The 13,693-nt window shown below is 49.9% G+C and carries 15 protein-coding genes; 6 read left to right on the top strand and 9 right to left on the bottom strand.

The genetic code is table 11. From position 1 onward, the window contains the following. Nucleotides 1–77: 77 nt before the first annotated feature. The gene (locus QW772_03020) at nt 78–251 is read right to left on the bottom strand and encodes a ribbon-helix-helix domain-containing protein (protein MEM0037875.1); all 174 of its coding nucleotides are present in this window, start codon (nt 249–251) and stop codon (nt 78–80) included. Nucleotides 252–400: 149 nt separating this feature from the next. Between QW772_03020 and QW772_03025 the strand changes: the two genes are divergently transcribed. The 3 genes from QW772_03025 to hsp20 all read left to right on the top strand — a co-directional run bounded on the left by QW772_03025 (nt 401) and on the right by hsp20 (nt 1,781). After that, nucleotides 401–826 carry a C2H2-type zinc finger protein gene (locus QW772_03025; GenBank protein ID MEM0037876.1) on the top strand — a complete coding sequence of 142 codons (426 nt, stop codon included), beginning with the start codon at nt 401–403 and terminating at the stop codon, nt 824–826. A gap of 58 nt (nt 827–884) precedes the next feature. Further along, a complete protein-coding gene (locus QW772_03030; protein MEM0037877.1) occupies nt 885–1,139 on the top strand; it encodes a hypothetical protein in 255 nt (84 codons plus the stop codon). A 105-nt stretch (nt 1,140–1,244) separates the two neighbouring features. Beyond that, nucleotides 1,245–1,781 (top strand): archaeal heat shock protein Hsp20, encoded by a 537-nt coding sequence (gene hsp20, locus QW772_03035; GenBank protein MEM0037878.1) that lies wholly within the window; start codon nt 1,245–1,247, stop codon nt 1,779–1,781. Between the two features lie 24 nt (nt 1,782–1,805). Here hsp20 and QW772_03040 read toward each other — a convergent pair whose 3' ends face one another. Then, on the bottom strand, nt 1,806–2,297 hold the full coding sequence (locus QW772_03040; GenBank protein MEM0037879.1) for a ZPR1 zinc finger domain-containing protein: 492 nt from the start codon (nt 2,295–2,297) through the stop codon (nt 1,806–1,808). A 75-nt stretch (nt 2,298–2,372) separates the two neighbouring features. On the opposite strand from QW772_03040, the gene QW772_03045 reads away from it, so the two are divergent. Continuing rightward, entirely contained in the window at nt 2,373–3,068 is a 696-nt protein-coding gene (locus tag QW772_03045; GenBank protein MEM0037880.1) for a VTT domain-containing protein, read from the top strand. On the opposite strand, the gene QW772_03050 is transcribed toward QW772_03045, so the two are convergent. From QW772_03050 to QW772_03065, 4 genes are all read right to left on the bottom strand, one after another. After that, nucleotides 3,040–4,284 (bottom strand): amidohydrolase family protein, encoded by a 1,245-nt coding sequence (locus tag QW772_03050; GenBank protein ID MEM0037881.1) that lies wholly within the window; start codon nt 4,282–4,284, stop codon nt 3,040–3,042. The genes QW772_03045 and QW772_03050 overlap by 29 nt on opposite strands. 5 nt (nt 4,285–4,289) lie before the next feature. Continuing rightward, nucleotides 4,290–6,449 (bottom strand): STT3 domain-containing protein, encoded by a 2,160-nt coding sequence (locus tag QW772_03055; GenBank protein ID MEM0037882.1) that lies wholly within the window; start codon nt 6,447–6,449, stop codon nt 4,290–4,292. A gap of 270 nt (nt 6,450–6,719) precedes the next feature. Beyond that, nucleotides 6,720–7,949: an ABC transporter permease subunit gene (locus QW772_03060; GenBank protein MEM0037883.1), complete on the bottom strand. Its 1,230-nt coding sequence runs from the start codon at nt 7,947–7,949 to the stop codon at nt 6,720–6,722. Next, nucleotides 7,946–8,695: an ABC transporter ATP-binding protein gene (locus QW772_03065; protein MEM0037884.1), complete on the bottom strand. Its 750-nt coding sequence runs from the start codon at nt 8,693–8,695 to the stop codon at nt 7,946–7,948. The genes QW772_03060 and QW772_03065 overlap by 4 nt, the downstream gene beginning before the upstream one ends. A gap of 87 nt (nt 8,696–8,782) precedes the next feature. On the opposite strand from QW772_03065, the gene QW772_03070 reads away from it, so the two are divergent. Both QW772_03070 and panB read left to right on the top strand, forming a co-directional pair. After that, on the top strand, nt 8,783–9,727 hold the full coding sequence (locus QW772_03070) for a 2-dehydropantoate 2-reductase (GenBank protein ID MEM0037885.1): 945 nt from the start codon (nt 8,783–8,785) through the stop codon (nt 9,725–9,727). Nucleotides 9,728–9,773: 46 nt separating this feature from the next. Further along, nucleotides 9,774–10,625: a 3-methyl-2-oxobutanoate hydroxymethyltransferase gene (gene panB / locus QW772_03075; GenBank protein MEM0037886.1), complete on the top strand. Its 852-nt coding sequence runs from the start codon at nt 9,774–9,776 to the stop codon at nt 10,623–10,625. A 9-nt stretch (nt 10,626–10,634) separates the two neighbouring features. Here the strand turns inward: panB and QW772_03080 are convergent, their stop codons facing one another. From QW772_03080 to coaBC, 3 genes are all read right to left on the bottom strand, one after another. Then, nucleotides 10,635–11,411 carry a 4-phosphopantoate--beta-alanine ligase gene (locus QW772_03080; protein MEM0037887.1) on the bottom strand — a complete coding sequence of 259 codons (777 nt, stop codon included), beginning with the start codon at nt 11,409–11,411 and terminating at the stop codon, nt 10,635–10,637. Between the two features lie 129 nt (nt 11,412–11,540). After that, nucleotides 11,541–12,413, bottom strand: a complete 873-nt coding sequence (locus tag QW772_03085; GenBank protein ID MEM0037888.1) for a hypothetical protein — start codon at nt 12,411–12,413, stop codon at nt 11,541–11,543. After that, a complete protein-coding gene (gene coaBC / locus QW772_03090) occupies nt 12,403–13,674 on the bottom strand; it encodes a bifunctional phosphopantothenoylcysteine decarboxylase/phosphopantothenate--cysteine ligase CoaBC (GenBank protein ID MEM0037889.1) in 1,272 nt (423 codons plus the stop codon). Before coaBC ends, QW772_03085 begins: the two co-directional genes overlap by 11 nt. Nucleotides 13,675–13,693 lie beyond the last annotated feature (19 nt).

Genomic DNA, 13,693 nt, shown 5'->3' on the forward strand with positions numbered 1-13,693 from the left:
CTTTTAAAGCGATCTTCATCAGATTGCAGATAAAGATAAGGCGTCGAGATAATTCCCACATCAGCTGAGTTGATGGGCTAAAGAGACGTGCTCTTTAGTGGGGTGTGGTATCCATGCTTGCCAAGCTTCCAAATAATAGCGTCTCGGATCAGGTCACTCCTATTGCTGTACGTCTCTCCAGCCACTATTTCATCTATCATATCTATGACGTCGCTTGGAAGTTTAACTGATATTACCTTATCACCTGACATATACACCCTTTTTATAAATAATACCAAGATTTTAAATATATCTTCCAATTATTATTAATAGAATTATGAAGTAGTATTCACTGAGGGCATGGCTCCTGCCCGACCGAGATCCATTTAAGTCTGGTTTTACCTATTTCATAGGTGAGTAGTTGGAGGACCCTGTAACAGCTGTTACTAAGCACTTAGTGATTAAGAGGCTGGCCGGTAATTCATTAATGATAATGGTGGCTAAGGAGTATTTTGTCGATGGTGTATCCCCCAGCACAATAAGTTATAAGTATAGAGTTTCTAAGTTTAGAGTCAGGGGCTATATCCAGAGGGTCACGGAGAAGATCAGAAACCCGTATCTGGCATCAAGCATAGTTAAGCAGGTGTTTCCTCTAATCCTTGAAGTAGAGCCTGCAGTGATTAAGGTTGGTGACAGATTCATATGTCTGCTCTGCGATCAGTCCTTCAACAATGAGGTGACTGCCGAGAACCATATAAGGAGGAAGCACGTAGATTATGTGGACGAAACGGTGAAGGAGATCATCAACGACTTCAGAAGCGCCCCTAGCGCCAACACCTCTAAGTAGGAGTTCCCGCCGAGGAAGCTTTATTTGCTGAGGTGTTTATGAATAGTGGGTATCAAGGGTGTGGTTCGCACACGTTGACTCCCCGCTAGGATCCAACATAAGGGTCCGAAGGAGATTCGTGATAGCGCACTCATACACGGAATCCGAACTCAAAGCCATACGTAACAAAGTCTCAGGCTTCCTCAACTTGAGGACTGTTGAGACTACGGGAGGGGACGTCAACATGATATACGACGTAGTAGCTGTAGATCCAGACGTAGCGGATTTAATAAGGGAGGGTGTGAACAACTTCGTGCTAGCAGAGATTGCTTAAACGATTGCAGACCACAAGTCCCTGAGCGTCGGGGTAGGACTTCCTGCATGCCTTACAATTATCATTTAAATATTGTATTGCTGTAATTAACTTGGTGATGGACCCATGAGTGACAGGAGAAGGAGAAGATCGTTCTTCGATGTGTTCGACGAACTGTTCAGGGAGCTGGAGGAGGAGATGAGGGAGTTTGTTGAGGAGAGTGAGAGACTGCTCAGAATGAGGCCTGAGGAGTTTGAAAGATTGCGTGAGAGGGGACTCGGACCGTACGTTTACGGGTACAGGATCTACGTAGGTCCCGACGGGAAGATCAAGGTGGATGAATTCGGCAATGTTAGACGGGAGGGCATCAAACCTAAGATAACTGAGGAGACAGAACCTCTCGCAGACGTCATTGATGAGGGAGATAAGGTAAGGGTAATTGTCGAGATGCCAGGAGTTGAGAAGGATAAAATCAAACTTAAAGCCGTGGGGAAGGAGTTGACTATCCAGGCAAGTGATGGCAAGAAATACTTTAAAAAAGTCGCCCTACCTGATGAGATAGACGTTAAGAGCGCTAAAGCTAACTATAAGAACGGGATATTAGAGGTGGAGTTTAAGAAGGTTAGAGGAGGCTCCGGGGAATTCGAGATTAAAGTTGAATGATCAGCATATTAAGTGGAATAGGTTTTATACTCTCTTTACCTCGCTCTTACCAGCGGGGTCTGAGAGTATTAATGTGAATGGGATCTCACCGTTCATCGCTCTAGTTACTTTTTTGACGAACTCACTGCACTGACTGCTCTCATTAAAGCACTCGGAAGGAGTGTTATCAAGAACTCTCTCCAGCACGCCTTCAACAGTTGTTATGTAGCCCTGTGACGCTGGGCCGGGACTTATCTCAATGCCTAGCTCAGGTATCTCTATATAGGCTGAGGAGGACTTCACAACGAGGGCTTTCAGGTCATTCGAGCTCTCCACTCGAAAGACGATATTCACGGCGTCCCTGCTCTCAGCGGTCCCCACGTCAGACCTCCTATAGCCGCAGTTACTGCACTTCCACACCTCAAGCAATATCCTGCCGATGAGCGGGGTCTCGTAAATGTAGACGCTTACATTGAGTGCTTTAACTCCACATGCCGGGCATTCGACAGTGGTGTTGAAGATTTGCTCGAGTTGCATCACACCACACTATCTCCATTAATGTTAAGGGTGCTTATTAAGCAATTCAGGCTATATTCGTAGGGAGAGGGGCTCATGATACTTGAAGCGTTGAGGATGGTGTTACGGGCTTTAGGATTCCTCAGCTCACCGCTCCTAGGACCCCTTATAATCAGTCTCGTATGTAATTCTATCCCGTTCGTCTCACTCCCCTACCTGATCATAATACTCTCCTACGCGATCAGACACCCTGATATATATGATAAGCTACTCATAGTGATTTCATCAGCGCTGGGAGCGTCTCTCGGGAAGCTCGTGATATACACGATTGGAAAAGGCTTCTCCAAGACCTTAAGCCCCGCTAGCAGAAGGAATGCAGAGCTCTTTAACAAGATCGCCAAGAAATCTACCGCAATAGCCATATTTATCTTCGCAGCACTACCACTGCCTGATGACGTGCTTTACCTGCCACTCGGAATCTCCGGATTCTCCGTAGCGACTTACTTCATAGCAGTTTTTCTTGGTAAGGTCTTCTTGAAGGCGTTAGTGGTGTTCTACGGTAGCGTTATAGCGCTGGCAAGCGAGAGTCTAGGGTATCAAATAACACCCCTCCTTATATTGGCTTCTGTCATTATCGCCTATTACGTGATAAAGATTGACTGGTCTAGAGTCCTTGAAACGCATACTGATAAGGGGCTTAAGGCATCCATTGAATGCTTCTTCGACGAAGTGAATGTGGTGAGTAAGGGGCTCATCACGGGCGTTAAGACTCGGCTCTCGAAAATTCTCTGACGTACTCATACAACGCAGACGCGACTTCGTTAAGACTCAGGCTCGTTAAGACGGGCATTCCATCCTTAAGAACTAGTCTGCCAGACACGTACACCTCCTCCACTCTAGGTGATCCCCACACGACTCTAGCCAATGGGTCACTGAACGCAGGTCCAGTAACAGACCAAATCACTAGATCCGCCACCTCGCCTTGAACTATATCTCCGCTGCCGAAACCCAGCCCCCTGTACGCGTTCGTGGTCGCAAGCCGGAAAGCCTCATGAATATCTGGGGGCCCCTCACCCTTGTAGTGGAGGAAAATATACGCCTTAACGTCCTCCAACAGATTGTAGGTCGGGGCGACATCAACTCCTAGTGTAACATTGACACCCCGCCTCAGGAAACTCCTTATGGGAGCTCTCCCGTCACCGAGGAGCACGTTAGATCTCGGTGGGTGGGATACTGTGAAGTTGCTCATAGACAACACGTCAGCAACCTCCTCGGCCCATACAGCATGCGCTACTATAGTATCAACCTCAAGCAGGCCTGTCATACTTATGAAGTCCCTCAGTGAAAGGGAGTACTTGCCCTTGAGCCATGCTAGATCTTCACGCACTTCCGCCAGATGTGTATGGACCCCCACCCCGTGTTGCTTAGCTAACTCCACAACCTCCCTGAAATGACTGGGGCTCAGCAGTCGAGGGGTGCACGGCCCGAACCTCACTCTAATATCGTTTCCTCGCGCTACCTTGAGTAGCTTGAGGTTCTCCTCGAGCGCCTCCTCATAATCCTCGAAGACCCCGCCGTCCATTATAGCCACGCTTAAGTCTGCCCTGACACCCGCTTCCCTAACTGCCCTGCAAATCATTTCTTCATTGAAGTGCATGTCAGCAAACGCGGTAACTCCGGATGATAGTAACTCAGTTATTGCTAGTAGGGCTGAGAGGTAACTGACCTCAGGAAATCTCCTCAGGAACTTCTCCCAGCGCCACGCCTTATCAGTAACCCACGAATCTAGATTCAGTCCCAAGGATACTGTATCCCTTATAGGGTACAGTCCCAAGTGAGTGTGTGTAGAGGCCATGCCATGTGTAATCACCCTTACCTCACGATCTTTGGGCTTGCTTTCATTAGAATGGACGAAGACCTCTTCAATCCTGTCGGTAAAGCAGACGCATGCGTTAGATAACCATACATACGGGTTGATCAACACGTAGTCTCCGCAGATTTCGTTCAAAGGGCTCATCCATCCATTGCGTAGGTAGCCACTATCACGTAAACGTTGCTTCCCTCATAGAGTTGACTGACGGATATGTGCGCGGGTTTGAAGAGCGTCAGATTCGGCTTAGTTAGCTGGGGTGCGTACTGAGGATACTGGAGGGAGCCGTACAGGAACCTCACTACGTACCCGCCGGCGCCGAACACCTCGTGGACGGAGTGTAGGAAGATTTTATAGAGCGTTGCATTAGTTAGTTCTGAGTTAGTCCAGTCGGGAACGAGGTAGGTGTACTGGTCTAGGGTTGCAGTGGTGGTGGGGGGTGTTTTACCAGCTATCCTGTAGATTGCTGAGACACCCTTAGCCATGTCAGCCCCTATGTACACCCCGCCCTGAAATACTAAAGGCCCTACATAGACAGAGCCCAGCTGCTCCGAGAATAGGACGACGTCGTAGAGCACTAGGTAAGTCTTGCCTGGAGACACGTGGAAATACTTGGTGAAGATCTCATAAGCATCCTTCTCAGTTCCTGTAAGCGCTTTAGCCAGCAGCTCTATTTGCGTGGAATTTAGTGTGGCCCCATCGGCTACAGTGGCTCTCTCGCCAAGTACGCTGATCCAGTATCCGTAATCCCACCATGAAATAACGACGGAGTCTTGGGGCGTGCTAGTTCTGATCCATTCAAGCGTGTCAAGCCATGCCGGAACATCGCTGCCTACCCCGAGACCTGAGTCCAGGATCAAAGGCACTTGCGACATATACGAGGGCGCCCACGTGGTAACCCCTTGAAACACTACAGTGAATAGATACGCTACCAGTAACGACGTGCTCAACAGTGAGAGGAGTAAGTCCTTCCTCCTAAGGAGGTAGGGCGTTAGCAGGGCTATGAAGCCGGCTTGAGATATCGCCACCACACAGTTTAGGAGCGGGAAGAAATATGATATGTTGACCGTCGCGTAAACGGATATGAGCATGAATATACCTGTGAAGAGGATTGAAACTTCCCTCTTAATGAAAGCCCTGTAGGCCAGGTATGGAATCATCATAATCGAGATCACTAGGGGGGCACCGCTATTCCATATGAAACTCTGGGCGTCTGCGGGCGTGTACTCCTGAACAGTGCCTACTAAGACGTGCGTTAAGCCTCCTAAACCCATCGCTGCCAGACCCTTGCCTTTAACATGTATGACTCCTGTAGTGAGTCCTGCGAGACCTCCAACACCTATTAGGACTATCATCAGCAAGTACATAACACGCCACTTAGCTAATAGCGGATACTTGAGCTTGACCGTCCTCAGTGAGGCTACATATTCGAAAAGCAGTGCAACACCTATGACTAGGAAGCCTAACGGTATTAGAACGCCAACACTTAAAACCAGGTAGAGCGGCCCGTAGAAGGGAATGAGTGCGATGGTCAGGGCTAGAGGCAGGGTCTCCAGACCCCACATAATTGCATCCTCTCTAGACACACGCAATATTAGAGGCTGGAGAACTACCTGCAGGAACATGGCGGCTAAAAGCAGGTTGAAGCCAGCCCAGCCGGCGGCAGTTAACGATATGAATATACCGCTCATTAAAGCGTCTTTTAACGACCTCCTCTTCCACGCCCTTATATGGAAATACATTGCAAGAAACATGAATCCCAGCCCCGCAGAGTACTTCACTGTGAAACCCGCGAGTTGCCTACTATTGAACATTAGGGCAGCGATCACGGCGGCCACGGCCGCTGGAATATCGCCCCACACCTCTCTCGCGCTCAGGTAAACGCCTATGACCGACAGGATGTAGAAAATCACCGGTACGTAGACCATCCATTCATACAGACTCAACCCAGGGTTGAATAACCTAGCTACATAGTACGTGATTACTGAGAACATCGGCGTGAGCGGTAGCGAGGTTCGTACGAAGTCCCTTCCCCACGGGTACCAGAAGATGTGTGTTTCGTTATTCGATCTAACTAAGCTGAAGTAGTAGCCGAGGCCCTTCTCAAGAAGCTTCTCGGCGGTCCAGTACTCTGAGTAAGGATCTAACTCGTTAAGCATTGGCTGGTAGCCTAGCCTAAAGGCGTTGAATACGGGATAAAGCCTCAAGTAGGAGCCGATGAATGCAGAGATCACTAGGACCGTCAGAGAGGCAACAACTATTATTTTCTCCTTCCTCAAGAGGGCGGCCAATCCTGGCTTCATCTAATCGATCACCAACGCATTGAACCCTACACATGCGATCTTATCTTTGGGGTGTTCGGTGCTTGCCGAGGTCATCCCACCTAAACGACTGACGCCTTGGTTAGGTTGAAGGCCCTCGAGACCAAGCCCACTAAACATGGCATTAATCCCGCCGGACTCAGGGATTCTGGTCACGAACACTAATCACACCACCTAAACAAACACCATCATCGGTCTTATAAACGTTCAGCAAGCTAGAGGGTGCGATCCGCGTAACTCGATCCCACGTTTCTAAGTCCTCCCATATATTATTCGCTCCTCACTGAAGAGTCTTACAGACAGGTATATCAAGGCCAATATAACTAGTATCAACACCGCTAAGTGGAAGGATGCGTCCTGGAGCATGTTGAGGGCCGTGTACTTTATGAAGAGCGATGCGTGAGTGTAGGGAACCGCATAAAGTAGTGCCCTGTAGACACCGCTTAGTTGCTCTATGTCGACGTAGAGGGAGACGAAGAAGACTATTGAAGCTATGCTGATGACGATCATCGAGAAGGCTTGCGCAGCCCTGTAACTCCCGGACCTAATCACCACAGGAGCCACTAGAGCAAGGGAGCTTAAAACTGACAGGTATATCGCAGTGAAATGAGCCATCATGACGTTAAGTGGAAGTAGGTGGAATAAGCTGATCCCATAGATCAGCGAGGGTACATATGCAAAGAGCAGCAGACCTAGAGCATTTGTGAACCCTGTGATCAGCCCGATTAACGAAGCCGATACTATCTTGCCCACGATCAACGTTGGCCTAGGCACTGGCGTGCTCAGCAGGGCCTCCAACGTTTTTCTCTCCTTCTCACCTATGACTGAATCGGTTATGTAGGCTGTTGAGGGGGTGGTGACGAATATTAAGCTAAAGGATAAGAATCTGGCTATGTAGACCTTTAGGGTCTCCTCATAACCTACTGGAATGCCACCAACCCCCACGACGCTGACTCTGGTCTGGATGGGACTCAAGACCGAGTCGGCCGATACGTTGACGCCTGCCATACTGCCGAGCTCAAGCACCTTCAGCGTAGCCACTACGTAGTTGTAGTTGCTGATGAATCCCGCGACTATGTTTTCAACCTGATCCGCCTTAGCGGATCCTAAACTCTTGGTTACCTCTAACGAGGCTCTGTTAGTTAACGACGTCAAGTTACGTATGAAGCCGTCCCTAACTATGATTATGGCGTCCACATTAGAAGCTTCGCCGTATATGACTGTGAACCCGTTCCTCACCAGCTCCTCAGCAATCCCATTTACGAACCTCGCTGAGGTGAAGTTAACACCCCCTATGAAGCCCACTGACTCGTCGTAATTGATTATGGAGACGCGTCCCGGTTGAAGGCCCTGAGCGTAGAGGGAGGTTACGCTCATTAACGGGAGCATGAACAGAGGTAGAAGCGCGATTGCCGCCAGTGTACGTATATCACGCATCATGTCCTTAATCTCCTTCCATATCACCACATACACGGCGTTCATGCACTCTCCCCCGCAAGACTTATGAAGACTTCCTCCAGGTTCCTCCCTCCGTGGGTACGTATTAGATCACCGGGCGGTCCTTTGGCTATGATGCGCCCCCTATTTATAAGAGCTACATCATCGCATACCTCCTCAACCTCGATCATGTTGTGGGACGAGATAACTACGGTGACGGCGTAGTCCTTAACGTAGTTCTTGAGCATTTTACGTATTGCGTAGGCCGAGAATACGTCCAGGCCTGAAGTTGGCTCGTCAAGGATCACTACCTTAGAGCCTATCATGAGCGTCCTTGCTATAGCTATCCTTCTGCTCATTCCCTTACTGTATTCTGAGGTCTTCCGGTGAAGATCACGTTCACTCAGGCCCGAGATTCTAGCGCCGAGTTCAGCCACCTCTAACGCTTTGGAAGTCCTACCATGATAAAGCATCGCGAAGTAATATAGATTCTCCCAACCCGTCAGCCGCGAGTATAACCCAGCATCCTCGGGCAAGTACGATATGTACTTCCTAACAAGTGTCTTGTGCTGAGGCAGGTTGTAACCAAGAATTTCAACCGAGCCTTCGTCCGGCTTGAGTAAAGTCGCTAAGATCCTCAGGAGGGTGGTCTTTCCAGCGCCGTTGGGACCTATCAGGCCGAAAACCGATCCCTCCTTCACGTCAAGACTAACGTTATCGAGGGCTCTGACCTTACCAAAGCTCTTCACTACCCCGTTAATAGATATGGCCACTCCATTGACGCCTCTCATCGATCCCCACCAACAAAAGTATAGAGGATCTGAGTTAAAGTAAATATAGCTTCGTGAAGATTATCCTCACAGGACGGTGTCTTAGGGGTGGGCCTTGAGGAAGTTCTCATCGTTGGCGGCGGGGCCGTAGGGACGTTAATAGCTCATGCATTGATTGAGTCCGGCGTGCGTCCCTACGTACTGTTTAAAGACCGTCAACAACTCCTCTTAGTTGAGAAGAGCGGTTTGAAACTCCACTTAACCGACGGCTCTGTAGCAGTGGTTAACGATGCCCACTTCATAACGTATGAGGAATTGAAAAGGCTTAGAGCTTTCGAGCTAATTGTGATAGCCACCAAGGCCTACGATTTTTCAGAGGCGCTGAAGTCCGTGAGCACACATTTAAGCCCGGAGGGCGTCCTGCTGACATGTCAGAATGGGTTGAGATCGTATGAGGAGGCGCTTGAAACTCTAGGTCCCAGCAAGGCCGCAGCGCTAGTGCTGAACCACGGCGTGTATAGAGTCCGCTCTCATGAATTTGAATGGATTGGCGGATCCACCAGTTATTTGGGATCGAGAGGGGTTTCTGCGGAGTTACTTAAGCGGATTTCATCGCTTCTGAAAATCCTCTCGGTTAACGCGGTCAACGACATAGAACCCTATAGATGGATTAAGCTCTCCGTCAATGCGGCCGTAAACCCCCTGACAGCACTACATGGCGTTAAGAACAAGTATATAGTGATGGATGAGAACCTCTTCAAAGCGGCGGTTAAGGTTGTTGAGGAAGTGCGTGACGTCGCAGAGAAGTTTAACGTGAGATTCTATGAAGACCCCCTAGAGGAGATGGTGAGGGTCGTTAAAGCCACGGGAGAGAACTACTCCTCTATGTGTCAGGACTTGATGAACGGGAGAAGAACCGAAGTCGATTACATAAACGGTGAGGTGGTAGTCAGGGGTAAGAGAGTTGGTGTGGAGACCCCCTTCAACGAGCTGCTGTGGTTAATGATTAAGTTCAAGGAGTCTCGCGGAATGAAATCTGGTGGTGTAAATTAATCCCAACGCTATTTTAATTGCTGAGCACTATAATTGTGGGGCTCATATGAATGACAAGGTATATCCACACGACTTTATAAAGAAGAAGAAGTCAGGCGAGAAGATAGTCATGACCACTGCATACTCCTACTACGACGCCGCTTTAGCCGATAAAGCGGGTGTTGATGGGTTACTCGTAGGCGATTCCTTAGGCATGGTCATAATGGGTTATGCGTCAACGCTTCCGGTCACACTCGAGGAGGTGAAACATCACCTCAGAGCAGTAGTTAACGCGAGGCCTAAGGCTCTAGTAGTAGCTGACATGCCCTTCCTTAGCTATGAGGTAAGCATACCTGAAGCTATCAGGAATGCCGGTGAGCTGATCAAGTTGGGGGCTGACGCCATCAAGATTGAGGGGGGTCTCGAGGTATGCGACACCGTTAAAGCCTTAACTAGAGCGGGGATACCCGTAATGGGACATATAGGGCTTAACCCTCAAAGGTACCTGATGATCGGTGGATACAAACTCAGAGGTAAGAACGTTGAGGACGCGCTCGAGATAGTTGAGGCCGCGAAGGCTCTTCAGGAAGCTGGGGCATTCTCAATAGTTATAGAGTTCACGACATGGCAGGTAGCGGCTGAGGTAACTAATAGGTTACGCGTACCGACCATCTGCATTGGGGCAGGTGGTCAGTGCGACGGTCAAATACTGGTTATACATGATCTACTAGGCATAAACCCCGCACCACCCCCGTTCGTCAGAAAATACGCTAACCTATACGAACAAGCGATAGAGGCGCTAATTAAGTATGCCGAAGACGTTAGAAAGGGCACTTTTCCGGGTTCCGGCGAGTTCTGGAGCATGAGCGAAGAGGAATTCAGGAAATTTAGGGAGAGGCTTGGTGGAACGACTTTTTAACGTTCCCACCTACCTTAGAGATAGTCCGAGGCTCGTTTGTGATAGATTCCCTAGTCTATCAATAATGTGTCTTAACGTTTGGGAGAGGACCTCGTTGTTATCGTAGTTACTCAATATGTTGGTTAACACCTCCTTCGGTGCCGTGCTCAGTTTCTCTGCATATTCTATCATCTTAGGCACCGCCCTCACGACGTTATCAACTATTGTTATCGTAGCTGCTCTAGAGGTTCTTGAAAGTGGGTTCAAATCAATGGCTATTACTGTTTTACCCAGCCTCCTCAGGGCTTCAGTTCTGTCTCCATCCTCAAGAGGTACTAGAACAACATCGGAGGTTAGTATCCCCCTGGGGCTGACCTTCCTCCTCTCACTCAGCAATTCGGGGATCTCCGCCACTGCATCATCGACTCCCAACACCTCTCGAGCCCCGTAAGCCTTAAGGATCTCGGCTATCTTCCTCACACGTTCCTCACTCCTGTAGAATAGATTCACCTCCAACTTAGCGTTAACAACCTCCGCCAACCTCACCACACCTTCAGGAACTAGGACAGCCACGTTTCCGTTCACCGATATTACCGGATTCTCAGCCAATAGCAACGCGGCCGCAGCGGCTTCAATGGCCTTCAGAGCCGGCTCTATTGTTCTCTCACCTATGATGTAGTCAAAGCATTCCCCCCTGCCGTGAGCTATCAAGCCCGCCCTAGCGACGTAGCCCTCCTCAAACCCTTTAATTAACTTCTCCCTAATGATCAAGGACTCGTATCTAGGGTGGGTACGCGGTATGTTGATCTCCACCTTTCAGCACCATGGCATAACTACTTTTGCAGGACTAATATTCCTTGCCTAACTGAATCGTTGTCGGGCACCTCAGTGACGATGGTTTAGATGAACTCTGCCGGCATCAAAACAGCTAGTGAGTTAGATAAGCATTGCAGTGCCTTCAAGCGAGGGCTCAAACACCCCTACAAGTCTGATGCCGAGCCCCTTGATCGACTCCAGCAGTTCCTCGCTAGGTCTGCGTGAAGTGATCACAGCTAAAGTCCCCTTCTTAACGAAGTACGTTAAGACCTCCCCAGATCTTAGGTACTTACCTAGTCGATCCATGAGCGTGGAGTCCAACTCACTGGGTAAGAAAATGGACTTGCTGAATTCCCGTGTTAACTCGAGGAACCTGTCGAACGAGGGCTCCTTCAAAAACCTTCTGAAAACGTTACCGCCCACCTCCCTTATCTTGCTGCCGTAGGTCTTAAGCATGAGGGGCGTGGTAAGGTCACGTCTAATCAGGCAAGCTACCAAGTTGATTGAGTCCCTGATTGGGCACACATCGACTTCGCCAACCCCTGGAGCGCCGGGCTTCACCCTGACAACTAGCCCGCCACCCCGCAGCTCGGCAACGACGTCGCCTAACCCCGTCATCATCGTCACCTCCGCCTCATGCGCTATGACACCTGCCCTGGCTAAAGTCAAGTCCCTCCCGGATCCGAGCAACGCCGATGAAGCTAAACTTATTGAGAGGGCGGCGCTGAAGCCTAAACCCTCCCCTAGGTACGCCGGGGTGGTGATCTTGGCGTTAATTAAGTTAACGCCAGTGAGGTTCTTAACGCATTCGATCAGGCCGTGATGCAGCATGTTGGAGCCGACGAGCACCTCGTCTTTCCCATTCCCCGCCACGTGTGCCTCTACCCACGGTCTTAAAGTTATTCCAGCCCCCAGTGAGCCTGTAGTCAGCGGGTCGTCGGTTATGTGGGGGACCCAGAAGCCGGAGATGTGGAGCGGCACCCTAATGAGCACTACCTAACTCCTCTCTAACCATATCTACTATTCTTCTTGCCACCACTTCCTTTAGAGACTTCTTAACTACCTCTCTACGACCCTTTCTAGTCACTATGATTACCTCGTTATAGTCGACTGCGAACCCGGTGTCAGTCCGGCCCACGTCGTTAGCTACAATCATGTCGAAACCCCTACTCTCCATCTTATCCTCCGCATACTTAACCAGCTTGTCGAGATCCCCTCTGGCGACTTCGGCGGCGAAGCCTACTACAAGGCCTGAGTACTCCCTCCTTAAGCTAAGCGATATCTTAGGCGTGGCTTCCAACTCCACGCTTAGCCCGCCCACATCCGACTTGATCTTCCCTTCACTGGTCACCTTAAACCTGAAGTCCACAGGCGCCGCAGCTAGGATGACTGCGTCGTATTTCCTACTCCTGACCTCCGCTGTCACAGCATTAAGCATCTCTTCCGTGGTCTCCACTTCAACGCTCTTAATGTAATGCGGCCTGCTCGTTGACAGAGGCCCGTGAACCAGCGTGACCTCCGCCCCCCTGAAGTACGCCTCCCTAGCTATTGCCACACCCATCTTACCGGAGCTCAAGTTGGTCAGAAATCTCACGTCGTCCAGGCGTTCCCTAGTAGGGCCGGCCGTAACCAGCAGTCTTAACCCGTGTAAATCCCTCCCTCGTAGTGTGGAGGCCTCCACAGCCGCTAGAATATCTTCGTCCTCTGGGAACTTAGCCTTGCCCTCGGAGACTTCCGGGTGAACTACGGTTGCACCTAGCTCCTCAAGACGGTTCAATGAAGCCGTTACCGGGGGTGAATGCCACAAGCCTGAATGCATGGCTGGAACTATTATCAAAGACTTCCTGAGCCCCATCATGTTGACAGCGACGAGCGAGACAGGGTTATCACACACGCCATGAGCGACCTTACTTATTATATCTGCGGTGGCCGGCGCTAAGACGAAGGAGCTAGCCTCCCTCCCTAGAGAGACGTGACCAACCTCACCCTCGAACTTCGTGAGCACCTTACTCCCGACGGCCCACTCGACCAGTGTGGGATTCAGCAACTCGGTTGCCGCCTGACTCATGACCACGTGGATCTCTGCCCCCCTCCTGATTAGCTCACGCATAATATCGATAACTTTATAGATGGCGACGGATCCCGTGAGTCCAAAGCCTATCTTAATGCCTTCTAAGTGCCTAGAGCGAGAACCCCTTATCTCATCAACTGGGTGGAACTCCAGCTCCCTCAGCATTATACGTTCATCCAACAACAATTCCACTATAGAGTAT

This window comes from Zestosphaera sp., assembly GCA_038727705.1.
Classification (GTDB): domain Archaea; phylum Thermoproteota; class Thermoprotei_A; order Sulfolobales; family NBVN01; genus Zestomicrobium.

Bases quoted from the DNA above. Each gene is read 5' to 3' on its own strand.
- QW772_03045 (MEM0037880.1), top strand. From the start codon at position 2,373: ATGATACTTGAAGCGTTGAGGATGGTGTTACGGGCTTTAGGATTCCTC.
- QW772_03060 (MEM0037883.1), bottom strand. From the start codon at position 7,949: ATGAACGCCGTGTATGTGGTGATATGGAAGGAGATTAAGGACATGATG.
- hsp20 (MEM0037878.1), top strand. From the start codon at position 1,245: ATGAGTGACAGGAGAAGGAGAAGATCGTTCTTCGATGTGTTCGACGAA.
- panB (MEM0037886.1), top strand. From the start codon at position 9,774: ATGAATGACAAGGTATATCCACACGACTTTATAAAGAAGAAGAAGTCA.
- QW772_03065 (MEM0037884.1), bottom strand. From the start codon at position 8,695: ATGAGAGGCGTCAATGGAGTGGCCATATCTATTAACGGGGTAGTGAAG.
- QW772_03055 (MEM0037882.1), bottom strand. From the start codon at position 6,449: ATGAAGCCAGGATTGGCCGCCCTCTTGAGGAAGGAGAAAATAATAGTT.
- QW772_03020 (MEM0037875.1), bottom strand. From the start codon at position 251: ATGTCAGGTGATAAGGTAATATCAGTTAAACTTCCAAGCGACGTCATA.
- QW772_03040 (MEM0037879.1), bottom strand. From the start codon at position 2,297: ATGCAACTCGAGCAAATCTTCAACACCACTGTCGAATGCCCGGCATGT.